Source organism: Parapedobacter koreensis (assembly GCF_900109365.1).
In the GTDB taxonomy this organism is placed as follows: domain Bacteria; phylum Bacteroidota; class Bacteroidia; order Sphingobacteriales; family Sphingobacteriaceae; genus Parapedobacter; species Parapedobacter koreensis.
Map to the genome: position 1 here is coordinate 217302 of NZ_FNZR01000001.1, position 18812 is coordinate 236113.

Annotated in this window: 11 protein-coding genes; 3 read left to right on the forward strand and 8 right to left on the reverse strand. The window is 49.6% G+C overall.

The annotated features are described in order from the left end of the window. Position 1 precedes the first annotated feature (1 nt). The 3 genes from BMW65_RS00940 (at position 2) to BMW65_RS00950 (ending at position 5141) form a co-directional block, all read left to right on the forward strand. Entirely contained in the window at positions 2 to 1486 is a 1485-nt protein-coding gene (locus BMW65_RS00940; RefSeq protein WP_090602054.1) for a TolC family protein, read from the forward strand. Further along, positions 1486 to 4680: an efflux RND transporter permease subunit gene (locus BMW65_RS00945; RefSeq protein ID WP_090602055.1), complete on the forward strand. Its 3195-nt coding sequence runs from the start codon at positions 1486 to 1488 to the stop codon at positions 4678 to 4680. The genes BMW65_RS00940 and BMW65_RS00945 overlap by 1 nt, the downstream gene beginning before the upstream one ends. A gap of 80 nt (positions 4681 to 4760) precedes the next feature. Further along, positions 4761 to 5141 carry a co-chaperone GroES gene (locus tag BMW65_RS00950; protein ID WP_218145315.1) on the forward strand — a complete coding sequence of 127 codons (381 nt, stop codon included), beginning with the start codon at positions 4761 to 4763 and terminating at the stop codon, positions 5139 to 5141. Positions 5142 to 5144: 3 nt separating this feature from the next. Here the strand turns inward: BMW65_RS00950 and BMW65_RS00955 are convergent, their stop codons facing one another. From BMW65_RS00955 to rhaT, 8 genes are all read right to left on the reverse strand, one after another. Beyond that, the gene (locus tag BMW65_RS00955; RefSeq protein ID WP_090602057.1) at positions 5145 to 6260 is read right to left on the reverse strand and encodes an NAD(P)-binding domain-containing protein; all 1116 of its coding nucleotides are present in this window, start codon (positions 6258 to 6260) and stop codon (positions 5145 to 5147) included. 68 nt (positions 6261 to 6328) lie between these two features. After that, on the reverse strand, positions 6329 to 8578 hold the full coding sequence (locus tag BMW65_RS00960) for an alpha-L-rhamnosidase-related protein (RefSeq protein ID WP_090602058.1): 2250 nt from the start codon (positions 8576 to 8578) through the stop codon (positions 6329 to 6331). Positions 8579 to 8591: 13 nt separating this feature from the next. Continuing rightward, the gene (locus BMW65_RS00965) at positions 8592 to 11267 is read right to left on the reverse strand and encodes an alpha-L-rhamnosidase (protein WP_090602059.1); all 2676 of its coding nucleotides are present in this window, start codon (positions 11265 to 11267) and stop codon (positions 8592 to 8594) included. 215 nt (positions 11268 to 11482) lie between these two features. Beyond that, a complete protein-coding gene (locus BMW65_RS00970; RefSeq protein WP_090602061.1) occupies positions 11483 to 12637 on the reverse strand; it encodes an alpha-hydroxy acid oxidase in 1155 nt (384 codons plus the stop codon). Next, positions 12634 to 14019 (reverse strand): FGGY-family carbohydrate kinase, encoded by a 1386-nt coding sequence (locus BMW65_RS00975; protein WP_090602063.1) that lies wholly within the window; start codon positions 14017 to 14019, stop codon positions 12634 to 12636. Before BMW65_RS00975 ends, BMW65_RS00970 begins: the two co-directional genes overlap by 4 nt. Beyond that, on the reverse strand, positions 14016 to 15290 hold the full coding sequence (locus BMW65_RS00980) for a sugar isomerase (RefSeq protein WP_090602064.1): 1275 nt from the start codon (positions 15288 to 15290) through the stop codon (positions 14016 to 14018). The genes BMW65_RS00975 and BMW65_RS00980 overlap by 4 nt, the downstream gene beginning before the upstream one ends. 90 nt (positions 15291 to 15380) lie before the next feature. Continuing rightward, positions 15381 to 17507, reverse strand: coding sequence for a bifunctional aldolase/short-chain dehydrogenase (locus tag BMW65_RS00985; RefSeq protein WP_090602065.1), 2127 nt, complete (start codon positions 17505 to 17507; stop codon positions 15381 to 15383). A gap of 67 nt (positions 17508 to 17574) precedes the next feature. Next, a complete protein-coding gene (gene rhaT, locus BMW65_RS00990) occupies positions 17575 to 18657 on the reverse strand; it encodes an L-rhamnose/proton symporter RhaT (protein WP_090602066.1) in 1083 nt (360 codons plus the stop codon). Positions 18658 to 18812 lie beyond the last annotated feature (155 nt).

The following is an 18812-nucleotide window of genomic DNA, read 5'->3' on the forward strand; positions in this document are numbered from 1 at the left end:
TATGACGTACAAATGGCTAATCGTTTTGATCGCATCATTCTTGGCTGTGTTGGCTAAAGCGCAAACCACGCAAAGACTGACCCTTCAGGAAAGCATTCAAATTGCAAGTGACAGCTCCTTGCAGTCATTCGGCGCACAAAATCTCTACCTGGCCAGCTTTTGGGAATATCGGGCATTCAGGGCGGCCCGATTCCCATCGCTGGTCTTAAACATGACGCCGCTTCAATACAATCGCGAATTTATTCAACGCTATGATCCCGACAACAATATTGATGTCTACAGGACGCAGCAATCGCTATACTCGTCGGCTAATATTGCCATTAATCAGAACCTGGATATTACAGGTGGAACATTTTTCATCGATTCTGAACTGGGCTTTCTCCGTAATTTCGGGCAGGCGGCTTTCACCCAATATTCCACTGTACCCATCCGAGTGGGATATATACAGTCACTAATGGGGTTCAATACTTTCCGTTGGCAAAAAAAGATAGCGCCGCTCAAATACGATAAAGCGCAAAAGCAATACATCCGTTCAAGGGAGGAAGTCTCCGAGTCGGTCATCGAATACTTTTTCACACTTGCCTTGGCGCAAGCCGAACACGAAATGGCCATCGATAATGTAAAATCTGCGGATACGCTTTTCCATATCGGACAGGAACGATTCAAAATAGCATCAATATCGCAAGCGGATATGATGACGTTGAAGCTGGATGCCATCAATGCCAAGAATACGTTAAAGAATATCGAAATCGAACTAAAGAAAGCAACTTTTGGCCTTACCTCTTTCCTTAACCTAAAGGAAGAGAGCCCGATCGAAATCGTCCTTCCCCAGCGGCCAAGGAACCTGTCCATACCGATTGAAAAAGCGCTGGATCAGGCCTATGAAAACAATCCCGATTACTTGAGCAATCAACAAGAAATCATGGAAGCCGAGATGGAAGTAGAACGGACCAGCAAAGGAGCGGCATTCAATGCCGACCTGTCGCTCAGTGCAGGATTTAACCAAGTAGCGAGTACAATAGGTGCTGCTTACCGAAATCCGCTGCAGCAAAACATTGTCCGTATCGGTTTAAGTGTACCCATCCTGGATTGGGGAGTAAGAAAGGGGCAGGTCAATATGGCGAAGAATAACCTGAACGTGGCACGCATATCCGTGCAACAGAAAGAGCAGAGCTTGGAGCAGGAGGTCATCGTTACCGTCAGCGACTTCAATATCCAACAAGATATGATAAACAGTGCAGAGGAAGCATTGGATTTGGCGGTGGCTGCATACAACGCCACCAGACAGCGCTTTATCATCGGCAAATCCGACATCAATAGCTTGACGTTGTCATTGAACAGGCAGAAGGATGCCCAGAAAAACTATATATCGGTATTGAAAAATTACTGGCTAAGTTATTACCGGATTAGGAAATTGACACTGTACGACTTTGAACAGCAAGCTCCGCTTTCTTATCTTTTTGATAAAATGAATGGTGTCTATTGATGGAAATAAAAAAGAAAATATCATCATTTTCCATCATACTGACCTTTGTCTGCCTTTCGTTTGTCGGGTTGGCACTGCTTCCCATGCTGTCCGTCAAACTATCTCCTGCTCAAACGTTGCCTCAGATAAGCGTTGAGTTTTCGATGTATGGCAGCGGGCCACGGACCGTCGAAATCGAAGCTACTTCAAAACTGGAAGCTATGTTCAATCGGATGAGTGGCATCAGACATATCTCATCAACGTCTGGAAATGGATGGGGCCGAATCAGCATTGAGTTTGATAAGCATACAGACATGGACATCGCCCGATTTGAAGTGTCTACCATCGTGAGGCAGCTATGGCCACGCTTGCCGGAGAACGTCTCCTATCCCCGTATATCACAAAGCCGGGCTGATCAAAATGCAGAAAAAGCATTCTTGAGTTTTACGATAAATGCCTCGGCGCCGCCACAAGACATACAAGATCTGGTAGAGAGCACCCTCAGACCCCAGCTCTCCATGATAGCGGGAGTAAATAGCGTAGCCGTTAGCGGGTCAACCCCAATGGTATGGCAACTGCTATACGATGCCGACCAGCTAAACACCCACGGCATCCTTATAAGGGATATTCAGGAGGCTATCACGAATTCGCTGCAAAAAGATTTCCTGGATATGGCCTTTGCACAATCAGGAGAAGACGATAAATCGTGGATCAGCGTGATGCTAAGCCCATCGGAAACGCATCAGGAGGATGTATTAAAAAGCGTTGGCATCAAACGCGTTGATGGTGTAATTGTCCCACTCGGGAAAATTGTTAAAATCAACAGGATCGAATCGCAGCCCCAATCGTATTATCGGATAAATGGACTTAATTCCATCTACCTTACTATCACAGCGGATGAAAGTAGTAATCAACTGGAATTAGGAAAAAAAATACACAAAAAAATAACAGAAATGCACACGGCCCTGCCATCCGGCTATGAAGTGCATACGGCTTATGACGCTACGGAATATATCAAGTCTGAATTGCAAAAAATCTATTTCAGGGCTGGCTTGACGCTTATTATACTCCTGATCTTCATCTTCGTAAGCTACCGCAACCTGAAATACATGGTACTGATTGTCGTAACGCTGGGCTGCAACCTGGCGATTGCGATGATAGGCTATTACCTGCTGAAACTGGAAATACAACTCTACGCTTTGGCCGGCATTACGATTTCACTAACCTTGATTATTGACAATACCATCGTGATGGCGGATCACCTCATCCGCAAGAACAACAGCCTTTCATTCATGGCGGTCCTGGCGGCCACAATGACAACCATTGGTTCGTTGTCAATCATTTTCTTTTTGGACGAAAAACTACGTCTCAGCCTGCAAGATTTTGCAGCCGTGATCATCATAAACCTACTGATATCATTATTGATCGCATTGTTCTTGGTCCCTGCACTGGTCGATAAATTGAAGATGAACCAAAAATCAAAACGCATTCGGCATAGCCGAAACGGAGTGTTCTTCAGGAAGAAAAGGAGCGTCTATGTTTATTTTGCCCGCCCTTATAGCAATGTCATCCGCTTCATGCAGCGTTGGAGAGCAGTCGTTATTGCGGTCCTTGTCCTTACGTTTGGCCTGCCTGTCTTTCTGATACCCGATAAAATGGAAGGCGAGTCAAAATGGACAGCATTATATAATAAAAGTCTCGGAAGCGCTTATTACAAAGAGAACTTAAGCACATACGTGAATACTATTTTAGGCGGTACATTGAGGCTTTTCGTCCAAAAGGTCTATAATGGATCCTACTTTTCCAGGCAAGAAGAAACTACCTTATTGGTCAGCGCCTCGTTGCCAAGCAACTCCACTATCAAGGAAATGAATGGCCTAATACAGCAAATGGAGAGTTTTCTGAGCCAGTTTTCAGAAATCAAACAATTCCAGACCCAGATCCACAATGCCCGGCAAGCGACGATTAATATCCTTTTCACGGAAGCATACGCCAATAGCGGCTTTCCGCACATGCTGAAGGCCAGACTCATCACTAAATCCCTTGAGTTGGGCGGCGGCAGTTGGGGCGTGTATGGCTTAGGAGACGGATTTAGCAATGATGTAAGGGAGAGTGCCGGATCATTCCGCGTTGAGATGTATGGATTTAATTACGATGATCTGATGGCTTTTGCAGAGGGATTCAAAAGTAAGCTGTTGGAACACCGCCGGATTAAGGACGTAATCATCGAATCCGAATTTAGCTGGTTCAAGGATGAGTACGAGGAGTTTCGCGTTGATTTCAATAAGGAAAAACTCGCAGAGGAAGATATCCAACCTTATCAATTGTATGACAAACTGAGTTTGGTTTTCGGGCGGGATATCAATGTTGGGAGTCTCATGATGCCAAAAGGGCCTGAACGGCTTTATTTAAGTTCGACACAATCAGACAACTACGATAGATGGAGTTTGCTCCATATGCCCGTTGAAAACAATGGAAAAATATACAAGTTGGCCGAACTCGCGCAGATAAATAAAGGGCAACTGCCCCGCGAGGTAGGAAAGATAGATCAACAATACCGTCTTTGTTTGCAATACGAGTATATTGGGGCAAATGAACAGGGAAAAAAGTTGCTGGATAGCTATATCGAAGAATATCGTGAAGAATTGCCTACCGGGTATACCATAATCAATGCAAATGCATATGATTTTGATTGGTGGGGAGATGGGAAATCACAGCAATATTGGTTATTGTTGCTCATCTTCGTGATCATCTATTTTGTATCAAGTATACTGTTCAATTCGCTTACTCAACCGCTGTACATCATCTTCGTTATCCCGGTTTCTTTTATCGGTATCTTTTTGTCGTTTTATTTATTTGGGCTCAATTTTGATCAGGGAGGATTTGCCTCATTTATCCTATTGTCCGGCCTTACGATTAATGCCAATATTTATATCATCAACGAGTACAACAATATCAGAAAGATGCAACACTATCTCCCTAACATGAAGATATACCTAAAAGCATGGAATGCCAAAGCCCGCCCCATCTTGCTCACGGTATTGTCCACCATATTGGGATTTATTCCCTTTTTGATAGGCGATTCAAAAGAGGCTTTTTGGTTCCCTTTAGCTGTGGGCACAATTGGGGGGTTGACAGTTTCTACCCTCGGAACGTTTCTTTTTTTACCGCTATTCATGGGCATTGGGAAATCTTTTCTTAGCCATAAATTATGATATACTGATACAAAAAATGCCATATTGGCACGAACGACCATTGCTGCACAGCTTTTGTTATGAGTTGCAAAAGCATTTTTATGACGATTCAACTCACACAGGATAACAAGCTAAAAAAACTCATCGTTGTGGGCGACCGTGTGTTGATTAAACCAACCAAGCCCAACGAACGGACCGAAAGCGGACTGTACCTCCCCCCCGGTGTACAAGAGAAAGAAAAAGTGCAATGGGGATACGTGCTGAAGACCGGCCCTGGATATGCATTGCCCGTACCTGCGGAAGAGGAAGACGCTTGGAAACCCCAAGAAGAAAAAGTGAAATACATCCCTTTACAAACCAAGGAAGGTGATTTAGCCATTTTTCATATCGGTGCGTCCACGGAAATCCAATATCAGGGCGAAAAGTATTTCATCGTACCACAGAGCGCTATCCTGATGCTGGAGCGGGAAGAGGAGCTATAACGTTTATTTCCCTGCACTCCTTAACCCCAAATAATCCATCAGTTCTGTTGCTGCAGCCCTCCCGGCACGATTGGCCCCAATGGTAGATGCCGAAGGGCCGTAACCTACCAAGTGGATCCGTGGATCTTTCGCAACCATAGTGGCCAGCCTGCCCCCCATGACGATACCCCCGTTTTCCTCCCGTAACATCAGCGGCATGAGGTGATCCAATGAACTCCGAAACCCGGTACACCACAGGATGATGTCCGCCGCCACTTCGCGACCATTGGGCCACCGCACACCGTGTGCCGTGATTTCACTAAACATCGGCTGCCTATTCAGCACACCCCGGGCTTTCATCGCCTCAATAGCGGGGGTCACCGGCAGTCCGGTGACGGACACTACAGAGCCGGGTGGCAACCCCTTGCGTACACGGTCTTCCACCATGGCCACCGCGGCACGGCCTGCTTCTTCTCCAAATGGGCCACTGCGGAAACTTGGTTCCTTTCGGGTGACCCACGTAGTGGTGGTCACCTGTGAAATTTCGTCAAGCAGCTGGATGGCCGATATTCCACCGCCGACAATAACGACATGCTTACCGATGAAGGTATCGGCCGCTTGGTAATCTTTGGTATGCAGCTGAATGCCCCCAAACAGCTCCGCCCCCGGATATGCTGGAATATAGGGAGTTTCCCATGTGCCCGTGGCATTGATAATGCCCTGTGCCGAAAAGAAACCGCGATCGGTCTCCATGCGGAACCGCCCATCACGCTCGCATACAACGGTTACTTTCACGGGACGGTAGACGGTGAGGCCGAATGTCTGCTCATACACCTCGAAATAGTGGGGTACGGCAATGTTGGCCTGTACTTCCGGTGAATTGCCGCTTACGGTGTCCGAAAAGGAAAGTCCGGGCAAATCATGGATACGGTTTACGGTACTCAATGTGAGCGACGGCCACCGGTATTGCCAAGCACCACCCGGATAGGGCGATTGGTCAAGTACAATAAAATCACGACCTACTTCAAGTCCTTGTTTCTTGAGGTAGTAAGCCGAGGATAAGCCTGCCTGGCCAGCGCCGATAACGGCGATACCGGTTTTGTACAATAGCCGCGATGAGGATTGCAAAGGACGTTCCATGCTCAAAGGTAGCAAGGGAAAACGAAAGAAACCTCATATGCCCCAAATACCATGAACGGCTTCCCATCCTATGGGAGCGCGACAACAAGTTTATAGGTTCCGGCAACAAAGGGTGGAAATTGTATCCGACCGTCTTTTATGTTGGTGCTTACGGGCTCACCATTTATGGTGATATTCGGCTCGATTGCTAATTCTAACGGCAATTCCACTACTGCCTTCGTATTCACCGGCACCGAAAGTTCCACGGTGTAAGCAGCTTTTTCCCGCCTACACGAAACTACAACAGTACCCTTGATGGTAGGAACATTGACGGTTGCCCATTCCAGCGATCCCAGCTGGGGCCGCACCCTGAAGAGCTTCCAACCCGGCTCCAATGGCTCAACTCCCATCAGTTTGCGCGGAATCGCATTGGCAGGAACTGCTCCCCAGACATGGTTCCAATCCTGGTTGGGCTTATACTTGTTGTCCCAAGCTTCCATGGTGATGGTACTTCCCGCCCGGATCATGTTGTACCAACTGCGGTCGCTCTGCGACGTGAGCAACGAAAGTCCGTAATCGCCATCACCCGCTTCATAGGTGGCATCCATCAAAAATTGGCTGCCATACACGCTGCAAGCCATACCTCGTGATCGGATGAAATCCATTACCGCACGTTTATGTTCTTCCGGCACCAAGCCGAAGACCAGCGCCATCATGTTGGTGTGCAAAGCGGCATGGTCAGTATCCACCCCATCGCGGAATACGCGCCTGCTCCTATCCCAAAGGAGGGATTGGAATGCTTGGTAAGTCTGGGCCGCCTTTTCTGAAAACAAGGCGGCATCATCCCGTCGCCCCAGCGCTCCGGCCAATTTGGCCATGTCCGTTAACGCTTTGTAATGAAACGCATTTACCACGGCATTGTAGGCAGTAAATACAAATCCGTCAGTTTCCCCGTTGCCCGCCATACCGAAGTCCCCGGTATGCGGCCAGTCTACGATGTCACGCAGCGAATCGCCCGGGTAGTGAACGGCCTGCATCAACGCCTTGGTTTGCTTGCCACTCTTGGTACTGATGAGGCCATTGGCTTCGCGCAGGGGAAGCAATAATTTGGCCCGTAGATCGCCATAATGGTGATTCACCCATCGTATATCTCCCGTGTAGAGGTAGTCATTGTATGCCATCAGCACCGATTGCAATATCCACTCGGTGGGCCAGGTGGCATGGTGGAGCAGGTATTCGTGGGAACGGCGTGCCATACTGTATTCATTGTCCACGCTGTAATGGCAAAGCTGGTTGATGTAAGCATCCGCTTCATAGGGTATGCGCTCCCGATCGCCGTCTACATAAATGCCGGCAAACGAGGTAGCTTTGACACTGTATTTGCTTAGCTCCCATACTGCATTCAGTACAGCATCCGAACTCTCGAACCGGGATGCAGCGTCGTTAAACGGATAGTGCACGGTGGATCGGACAATGTCTGTCCCCTTCACGTTCCCCTGATAACCTTCCAATTCCACATAACGAAAGGGCAATACCTCTCCAATGTACCCGGGCATTTTGATGGCTTGCGATCCGGTGTTGCGTTTATTAGGTCGGAACTGTACATGGTAAATGTGCCTTCCTTTTTTCAGTGATATCCGATATTCAGCATATCGGATGGATCCGCCAGGTTTGCGGTTGATGCTGCCATCGGGATGGATGGCTTCTCCAAGCCTGACGACTACGGCACCGGCCCCATTAGGGGACTCCAAGGTCAGGCGCAATTGGCCGAAGGCCGCCCTACCGAAGTCTATCCGCATGGTACTTCCGGCATGCGTTGCCTGTCTGGGGACTTCATCGGTCTTCAGTAGCGGATAAAAAGCCGTTTGATAGTTTACCAACGCATCGGCCGTCCAGAACCGGCTGATAGTCGACCACGGCGATGGCCTGCCGCCCCCATCCCATACCATTACCCGCCATAGGTAGTAGGTATTGGATTTCAGTGGCGGTCCGCTATATAGCACATTGGTGGTTTCATCCGACGTCACCATGCCGGAATCCCACACATCGCCAACACCGTTGATGAGGCTATCCCGGCTGCCGGACATGATAATGCGGTATGCAGATTGGTTTGCGCCTTGTCCCATGCCCGTCAATTCCCAGCCTAGTGCGGGTCTTTTGTTCGCGATGCGCACATGTTGACCATGCTGGATGTTGCCATCACTTGCCGGATATCCATTGATCACCTGCAAATCCGGATGATACAGGTGTTCAACCATAAGCTTGGACACCCTGATATCCTGGGCATCCACGTTAAAAACGATATTTAACCACACACATAGGAAAAGCATTTTTTTCATGCTTCGCAATCCGCTATTTTTTTAATACCAGTTCATGTCGCCCAGCAGGCAAAAGAACCGTTCCCGTCCGATACGTATTGCCTGCAAAGACTGCACCGCTCCGTTTTTCCACATCCCAGTTAAACGTGGCCGTACTATTCGCTGGCACGGTGATGGCAAGCGCCACGTCACTACCGGTACGTTTCCATGACGACCGGATTTCTCCATAGGGGCCCTCGAATGCCGCCTCGAAATGCTCCAGCCCTTCCGCAAAGTGCGGTTCTATCAGCACATGTTTGAATCCCGGCCGGTGCTCATCCGGCTTGATGCCACCCAGTCCCTTGAAAAACCAGGCACCGATTTCACCGAACATCATGTGGTTATCCGAAATATCGCGCGTAGCATTGATGTCCCAGTTTTCCAAAAGGGTGGTTGCGCCGTTTACTATCCACCAGCCCCAAGATGGGTAGCTATCCCGTGCAGCCAGCTTGTAGGCAAGGTCGGCATAACCATTTTCGCTAAGCGCATTCAGCAAAGCCTTCGCTCCCAATACCCCTACATCGATATGATTTCCATCGGCCTCCACACGCGCGGCCAGTCGGGCAGCTACCTTTCCGGCCAACGATTCCGGTACTACATCCCACATCAATGGCATGCTCAGCTCGGTCTGCGTCCCCGATGCGTAAACGCCTGTTTCACGGTTTAGATACTTATCATTAATGGCCTTTTTGATAAAGACGGCCAACCGGCTATAGTGCTCGTGGTCTTCCGGTTTTTCCAGCAGATCGGCCGCCTTCGACAAGATAACCGCATCCACATAATAATAAATGGACGAAGTAAGTTCCAACGACGACTTGGATTTGACGGGTACCCAATCGCCCCTGCCCCAGGTGGTCAACCCAGCTGGACTGATCTGCGTGACATAGTTGACGTAACGCTTGATGGCTTCATAATTGTCCGAAAGGGGCTTGATATCACCATAAAACAGATACAGATTCCACGGAATGATGGCAATGGTACTCGTCCAATCCGTTCCGTTGGCCGTCCCGTAACCCCAGCCACCCGTTGGGATAATATCCGGCAGCACACCGTTGGGTTGCTGTTCGTCGCGATGATCCGCCAGCCATTTTTCGTATATGGTAATCCCATCAAAGTTGTACAGCGCCGTTTCGATGGCAAAATGCCCATCGCCGGTCCAGCCATTCTTCTCCCGTTGGGGGCAATCTGTCGGATAGCCGAACAGATTAGATAAATAGGAATTATTGGCCGCCCACGCGATGCGGTCTACCAACGGATTGGACGAATGGATCTGCCCGATGGCAGGGACATCACTGTGCATGAAATAACCTACCAAGCTGGTCGTATCGAGCTGTACAGGCTGGCTACTGCTTACTTCGACATACCGGAAACCCTTGTAGTTGAACCTCGGCATGAACGTTTCGGAACCACCCCCGTTGAGCGTAATGACATCGGTCTGGAAGGGATCTTGGTCGTCTGCCGGCCGATAGTACACATCGATATTCGAAAGATCCACCCGCCCGTCTTTGCCCAGGCGTTCGCCGTGCTTGAGCCGCAGTACCGTGCCTGCGGCACCAGATACCGTCAACTGGCTAACTCCCGCAATATTGCGCCCCAAATCGAATAAATAAGTCGAATCATTGACGCGCATCAGTGATTTTGGCTTGATTTCCTCCACATTGCGGATGGGATGCATGGTCTGTGCCACGATATGGCTGGAAGGTGCCGAACGATAAGAAACGTGCCGCCAATCGCTGTCGTCAAATCCCACGTTATTCCATCCGGCTTGTTCCAATCTGGCATCGTAATGCTCCGCAGTATAGATGTTATTGGAGGTAATCGCCCCGCTGCCTGCTCTCCAATCCCGTTCTGAAGCGATGGTTTCCACCGTTCCATCCTCGTAGGTAATGCGCAGATCAAGGCAGAATGCTGGCCGGTTTCGCCAAGGGGCTTTATCAAAATTCCAAACGGCCATGGCCTGATGGTTGTACCACCCGTTGCCAAGCACAACACCGATTGCATTTGCCCCTTGCTGAACCAACTCGGTGACGTCGTGCGTGACGTAGAGTATCCGTCTGTCAAAACGGGTGTATATCGGATCCAAGCGATGGGTACCTACGCGCATGCCGTTGATATATAACTCGTATAGTCCCGCCACGGCAATATATGCACGGGCTTCCTTTACCCGCTTAGCAGCATCGAATTGTTTCCGGAAATAAGGTGCCGGCCGGTAGTGGATATCCTGCCCATCGGCGATCCAAGCGCCCTGCCAATGCCCTGTGCCCATCATCCCGGTCTCAAAAAAAGCCACTTTCCGTGGCCGGTAGCTTACGCCTTGGATACCTTTGCTTTCTACCATCCAATAATAACGGGTAAATGGTTTTAACGGCGCCCCGCCGTAAACTACCAAATTAGCCTCCGAGGCCACTTCATCGGTATCCCAGCTTTGCCCCTCTCCCCGGGCTATTGCCAAGGAATCGACCCCTACAATGACACGGTATGCCGTTTGCCTGGCGCCCGGGCGATTGTCGGCTATTTTCCAAGTAAGCCGGGGGGCGGCGCCATCAATGCCAAGCGGATCAACCAAGTATTCGCAGCGCAAATCGTAGATTTCCACCCCAGACTGGGCGTAGCTATTTAGGCAGCATAACAATGCGATGACCCAAGATAAAACTAATCTTTGTGTTTTCAATTTAAAAATAGGGTTTATTAGACGGTGTCAATTTAAGCAAAAAACACGGATAACCGTATTGCCTCGTTAGTCCATGGACATGGATTTTCTCCGATTGTAGAAATCGGAATATACCCCGCAATCACATCCGCGTCGCAGGGCTCGGCATTCGCTAATGGGAGGAACAGGCTACCCGCCTCCAAAAAAGGGTATTCGTCAAAAAGTAGTTTAGCGCCTTAGATCAGCGCTGCCGGAAAATCCGACACCTGCTCACAGCACACCTGCTCCATCACCTGCTTCAGTTGCGTCTTGAACATGCCGATGGTATGATCCCCGCCTTGCTGGCCCAATGCCGATACACCATACATAAACGGGCGGCCCATGAACGTAAAGTGGGCGCCGCAAGCCAATGCCCGCCCAATATCGGGACCCGAGCGCAATCCGCTGTCGATCATTACTTTCAGCTTATCACCATATTTGTCAGCCAAACCTTTCAGTGGCTTGATGGTAGACTCACCAGCATCAATCTGCCGTCCGCCATGGTTGGAAACGATAATCCCGTCTGCGCCCAAACGGATGCTTTCCTCCATATCTTCCTCACACACTACGCCCTTGATGACCAGCTTGCCCTTCCACAGATCACGGATCGCCTTTATCTTATCAGCGTCTACCCGGCCAGTAAACGTGGCATTCATAAACTTGCCCAGTTGGCTCAGGTTGAGATCCTTGCTCATGTAAGGTTTCAGCGTGGCAAACTCGGGAATGCCTACCCTTAGGGTTTCGAATGACCAAGCAGGGCGGGCCGCCGCCTGAAGAAAATTATTGATGGTCATCCGGGGTGGCATGGAAAGTCCCGCCTTGATCTCGCGGTACCTCAACCCGAACGACGGTACGTCTACCAATACGACCAATACCGGGCAATGCACGGCTTCAAGCCTACGAAGGATATCGTCCCGTAGTTTATTTTCAGTGGGATGGTATAGTTGGAACCAAAATTGCGACTCGGTCACCTCTGCGATGCGTTCAATGCTGCTGGTAGAGACGGTACTCAAGGTATACGGGATGTTGTGCTTCAATGCTGCCTTCGCCAATATCTCCGGCGCATTGGGCCACATCAATCCCTGCAAGCCGATGGGTGATATTCCGAAGGGGGCATCATACACATGGCCAAACAATTCGGTGCGCATATCTACACCGTGATGCTTTTTAAGGTACCTCGGCATGAGTTGGATATCCTGGAAATCAGCCTCGTTGCGCCACAGGTTCAATTCATCGTTACATCCGCCTTCAAGGTAGTCAAAAGCAAATTTCGGAATGCGGCGTTTGGCTTTACGCTTCAAATCCTGTACGGAGGGGTATTGCGGGTTGTACTTTAATAAATCAGGGTTCATTTATTTTCTTTTTTTTCTTTTTCGTCTGGACGTGCGTAAAACCGCAATTCAATGAGATCATTCGGTATGGGCTTGCTGTTCCACGATTGGTGGATGGCCAATGCGGCGCCTATTGCCGTAGCCTGTGCCATGGACGCTGCAAAGACTTCCATTTCCGGAAAAGCATCAGCCAGCAGGTTCATGTAAAGGGCATTTTTGCTAAATCCGCCATCTACAAAAATACGTTTTACGCGTGAGCCTTTAATGACCAGTTGGGTGGATACCTGCTGTAAAGCCACCAAATCCATAATCAAGCGGTGATAAGCTTCCTCGAAGGAGGCGTAGTCCGATAGCTTGCGCTGCGCAAAGGCAGATACCTTGCCACCGATCGGCTCCGGATCCCCCCCTTTTCGCAGCCTATCTACAAGGCCCCGATCATAGGCCATATTCCGGTATCGGCTGGAGGGTTGCCCGAAATGCTCGGCAATCCGCTTGACTTGTTGTTCATGTTCATAACCGGCAAATAGGCGGGACGCCTTTACCGGTGTACCCTGATAATGCATATAACAAAGGCAATCGGCCTCCAGCTCTGCTTTGGTAAGCGGCGAATGATTGAACGGATTGAGGCTGATGCACCACGTGCCTGTTGAAATCAACACAAAGGGTTCGTAGAAGCTGACCAAGTAAGGGATCAGTGCGGCCGAACTATCGTGTAATCCGACACCAACACCATACCCGTTGCCGGGAAAGGATGCCGGATACAGCTCGTCTGTCCGTGCCAACGGTGCCAGCTTGTCGATGATGCCTTCCCGGTATACCCATTCGTGGTAGTCGTTTTTCGTGAAGTCCCAAAGATGAGTATGGCAGCCAATACTCGTCTTATCGGAATACATGCGGCCCGAAACAAGGAAACTCAAGTATTGCGGAAGGTGCAGCGCGTAATGAATCTGATCGAAAAGCTCGGGATGCTCATATTTGGTACGGTACAGCTGCATCCCCGAATTAAGGCTGCCCAATACCGGGGACGCCGTGGTAAAAGCCACGGTCTCCGCACCGCCGTAGTCTTCATAAAACTTGCGTTGCAATGCCTCCGGATAGGGTTTCAAATAGTTGTATAACGGTGCCAATGGCCTGCCGTCTTCATCGACGTAGACCAAGCTTGCCCCATACGCCGCAAAGTTAATCGCCCGTACTTCAAATTCGGCTTTCCGGAATACTTCATGCAAGGAGTCGAATACCGATAAACGCAGGCTTTCAAGATTTTCGCAAGGATCGCCATCTTCATCCACGGTTTCGGTAAACCGCGCCGAACGTTCAAAGACAATCTTGTACTGCTCGTTGAAGAGGAACAGTTTCTTGTTGGTCTTCCCTACGTCGAATATGGCTATGACAGGCGTTTTCATAACCCCGTAGCTACGGCTTTCGTGCCTCGCTCTTTAATTAACTTGCCGCGCACATCCAGATCCCTGAATAGTGCCAACGGATCCAATGCTGCACCCGCACGCTTACGTGCCTCCGCAACCAGCGGCCGCACATCTGTACGGAATGCGTGCTGCAATACCTCCTGGGCTTGTACAACATCATTGCTCGCTTGTGCCTCGATAAGCGCTTCACGATCAACGAGCAATGCTTGTGCATAGGCCACAAGAATGGCTTCCACGGACTGCACCAAATCTTCAAGGGGATCCTTGAGGTTATGCGAAGCGTCAATCATCCAGCCCAAATCCTTCGTATGATCCATTCCACGGCTATCCATCCCTTCCACCAATTCATTGAAGATGAGGAATAGCTGGTAGGGTTTTATGCTTCCGGTGGTCAGGTCGTCATCTCCATATTTGGAATCGTTGAAATGAAATCCGCCAAGCTTGCCTTCCATCAGCAGCAAGGCGACAATCTGTTCGATATTTGCATTGGGCAGGTGATGCCCCAAATCGACCAGTGTATAGGCTTTTTCGCCAAGCTTGCTGGCATACAGCAAGGACTGCCCCCAGTCCCCCACAGTAGTGGAATAAAAGTTCGGTTCGAAGGCCTTGTATTCGACAAACATTTTCCAATCGTCAGGCAATGCTTCGTATACTTCCCGCAAACATTCCAACGTGTTTTGAAAAGCCTTGCGGAAATTCAATTGCCCGGGAAAACTCGATCCATCGGCCAGCCACACGGTGAGTGATTTGGATCCCAGTTCCATGCCTTGTTTAATCACGTCGATGTTGTGGTCGATGGCTTGCTGACGCACGGCCCTATCTACATGCTGCATGGAGCCAAACTTGTAGCTGAGCGGCTGTCCGGATTGATCCTGGAAGGTATTGGAATTCATGGCATCGAATACCAAACCATAGTGCGCCGCCAAGGTACGGATAGCCGCATAATCTTCAGGGATATCCCATGGGATATGCAGCGATATGGAACCGCTAGATCGGTTGAGTGCATGCAATATACCGATATCGGCGATTTTTTCTTCGAGATTGCGGGGTTCGCCCCCGCCGGAGAAGCGGCCAAACCGTGTGCCGCCGGTGCCGAGCGCCCAGCTGGGAATGGCCACCTGAAAATCGTTCAATTGTTGTACAATCTTTTCAACGTTGGGCAGATCTTCCGCCAGCTGCGCAAACCTGCGCCCATGGGAAGCCTCCAACCGTTGATTATGTTGCGCGATTTGATGTTTATCAATATGCATAACAGGTCTACTTGTCAAAGGTAAAACAGAATTGCCAACTCGCATCCTTTGGGACGATTTAATTGACAATTCTGTTAAAAAAAGATAATCCTAACGCACGAATGCCATCGCTACCCCGCCATCCACATTGAGCACGTTGCCGGTGGATTTGTTCATCAACCCGCTGACCAACACAAAACAAGCGTTGGCAATGTCGTCGGGAAGAATCATTTCATTCAACAGCGTACGCTTGGCGTAATATGCCGGCAATTCCTCCACGGTGACGCCATAAGCTTTGGCACGTCCTTCAGCCCATCCACCAGCCCAAATGTTGCTATCGCTGATCACGGCATCCGGGTTTACGACATTTACCCGGATTTTGGCAGCGCCCAATTCAGCAGCGTTCAATCGGCTAAGGTGCAGTTGGGCGGCCTTTGCCGAACCATAACCTGCATTGTTCGGGCCGCTTACCAACGCATTTTTGCTGACGATGTTGATAATATCCCCACCAATAGCCTGTTTTTTCAATATGTTTACCGCAGCTTGGGTAATCAAAAACTGCCCTTTGACCAATACATCATATAACAAATCCCAATCCTGTTGGGTATGCTCTTCTATGGATTTGGAAATGGACAATCCGGCATTGTTCACCACGATATCTACCCCGCCAAAAGCGAGCGCTGCCGTGTCAAAGGCTTGCTGGATTTGTTCGGCATTGGTCACATCCAAAACCGCCGTCGCATAGGCATCTTTTCCAAAGGCAGTCTTAAACTCGTCACCGGTACTTTGCAGCCTTTCTGCATTCAAGTCATTAAGTACAACTACGGCCCCTTCCTGGACAAACTTGCGGGCAATGGCCTTGCCGATACCGCCGGCACTGCCCGTGATCAATGCTATCCGGCCCGATAAGGGCTTGGGTTTGGGCATACGCTGCAACTTGGCCTCTTCCAGCAGCCAGTATTCAATATTGAAGGCCTCCTGACGGGGCAATGCGGTGTATTCGGATATCGCCTCCGCACCTTTCATCACATTGATGGCATTGATGTAAAATTCGGCAGCAACACGCGCGGTCTGCTTGTCCTTGGAAAATGAAAACAGACCGATGCCAGGATAAAGGATAATGACCGGATTGGGATCGCGCATGGCGGGGCTGTTGGGATGCTTGCAGGTTTCGTAGTATTCCTTGTATAAGGCGCGGTACGCTTCAAACGCAGGAGCCAACCCGCTTTTCACGGACTCCGCATCCGCCAAATCGGCATCGGGAGCCAAATCCAATACCAACGGGCTTATTTTGGTGCGCAGGAAATGGTCAGGGCAACTGGTACCCAGGGGTGCCAACCGCTCCAAATCATTAGAATTGATAAATTCCAGTACCCGTTCGTCATCTGTAAAATGCCCTACCATAGCACGTTCAGACGAGCAAAAACCCCGAAGAATGGGTGCCAATGCAGCCGCCTGTTTTTTCCGATCTGCTTCAGGAGTGGCGACAATTTTAGCGCCCCCGAAAACCGGACGTTCCTTGCCGTAATTTGCTTCCAAATATTCCGCACAGCGCTCAATGACGGTAAGCGTATTGACATAGCTTTCGTAAGCCGTGTCGCCCCAGGTGAATAGCCCATGCGAGCCCAGCATGATGCCCCGGATACCGGGATTTTCAGCTAGGCACTGCCGCAACTGCAAGCCGAGATCAAACCCTGGCCGCTGCCAACCCACCCAACCGATTTCGCCATTGAACAGCTCTTGGGTAATGCGCTTGCCGTCTTTGGCTGCTGCAATGGCTATCGCTGCATCCGGATGCAGGTGATCAATGTGCTTGAAAGGCAAAAAGCCATGCAGTGGCGTATCAATGGATGGCGCTTTGGAGGCGAGGTCATAGATGCAATGGTTAAACAATTCAACCATTTCATCCTCTTGTTCAAGACCCCGATAGATGTGCTCAAGGCTTCTCAACCGATCGACATAAAGCGCGGCGAGTCCGCTCCGCGTGAGGGTGCCGATGTCGCCACCCGATCCTTTAATCCACATCACTTCCGTATCCAACCCTGTCAACGGATCTTTGGCGATGGCTTTACACGACGTATTGCCGCCGCCATAGTTAGTAAGCCTTAAATCGGCCCCCAGTAAGTTGGAGCGATAAAGCAACAGTGCTACCTCATCCCCCGCTAATTCAGCGGCTTTGGCATCATCCCACAAATAACTGACATGCTTGAATGATTCTTTTCCGATAGTTCCAGACATACGCTTTTATATTGTTTTTTCATTAATTTACTTCATTGTTGTTCGTTTTCGGCTGCCGGCTTATGACCTACGGCTCCAACGTCCGCGCAAACCCTACCAACAGGATCGACAAGGTAATGACCGCAATGCCTCCGATAATCGTCGCATAGGTTTTTTTGCTCACTCCCTTCCATTCTTTCAAAATAACCCCCCAGGCATTGGCAATCAGAATAATAAACGCCATATGCAATATCCATGAACTCGCGCCGTTTCCGAGCCGGCTTTCTCCCATACCGTAAAAGAAAAATTGCAGGTACCAGGTTGTGCCCGCCAATGCGCAGAAAAAAATGTTTCGGGCAATGGGTACCCTGGGGTTTACGTAATCGCCAAATGTTTTGTTCTTCGTGTTGAGAAACATACACCACAAAAAATTGGTCGTAAGCCCCCCCCAAAGCACAACAACATACGTCACGTTGTTTTGGAACAAGAACTCCCCCTGTCCGGGATGCCCGGACTTCCAAAGATCGCTGGCTACGTGTGCCATGGGTTTTCCGGCTTCCAATCCAAAATTAAAACAAGCACTCAATATACCTGAAACGATGGCCACCATCAATCCCAAACCAAATTGGTAGTCTTTATTGCCGCTGGCATCCGCTATTGCTCCCGTTAGTTCTTTCTCTTTCAGCACACCCGCCCTGCCACATAGGTAGATGCCCAGCACACAAATGGCCAAGCCCAGCAAAATAGTCCGGCCCGGGGCCGTGGAAAAAAACAAATCGATGGTCTCCTTGCCTTCCGTGCCATTGAAGTAATAAAATATCGACGGAACTAACGAACCGAACACCATGGTCAGTCCAAGGATGATACTGCTGCCAAGCGATACACCTAAATACCGTACGCCGAACCCATACGTAAGCCCACCAATGCCCCAAAGCAAACCGAAAAGGTAGGAATAGCCAATCGTATCACTATCCGCTTGCCGAATAATGGCAGCGAAACCAGGAATAGTAAGGTATGCCGCCAACGGAGGAACGATGAGCCAAGAAAACACGCCCCCGACAATCCAGAAACTCTCCCAGGCCCACCCCTTTACCTTTTTATAGGGCACGTAAAAACTCCCCGACGCAAAGCCGCCTATGAAGTGAAAAACTACCCCCGCTAATACTTGCATAACAATATGGTTAATTGGCATTAATGACGGCGCAAGTTAGAAAAGATGAAAAAATGAACTGTTATGGGCTGTCATGTTTATCGCTGCCATTTTCCATTTTTGTGCTATTCGATTTCCGATTTAACAATAATTACCGTAATATCGTGTTCTTATAG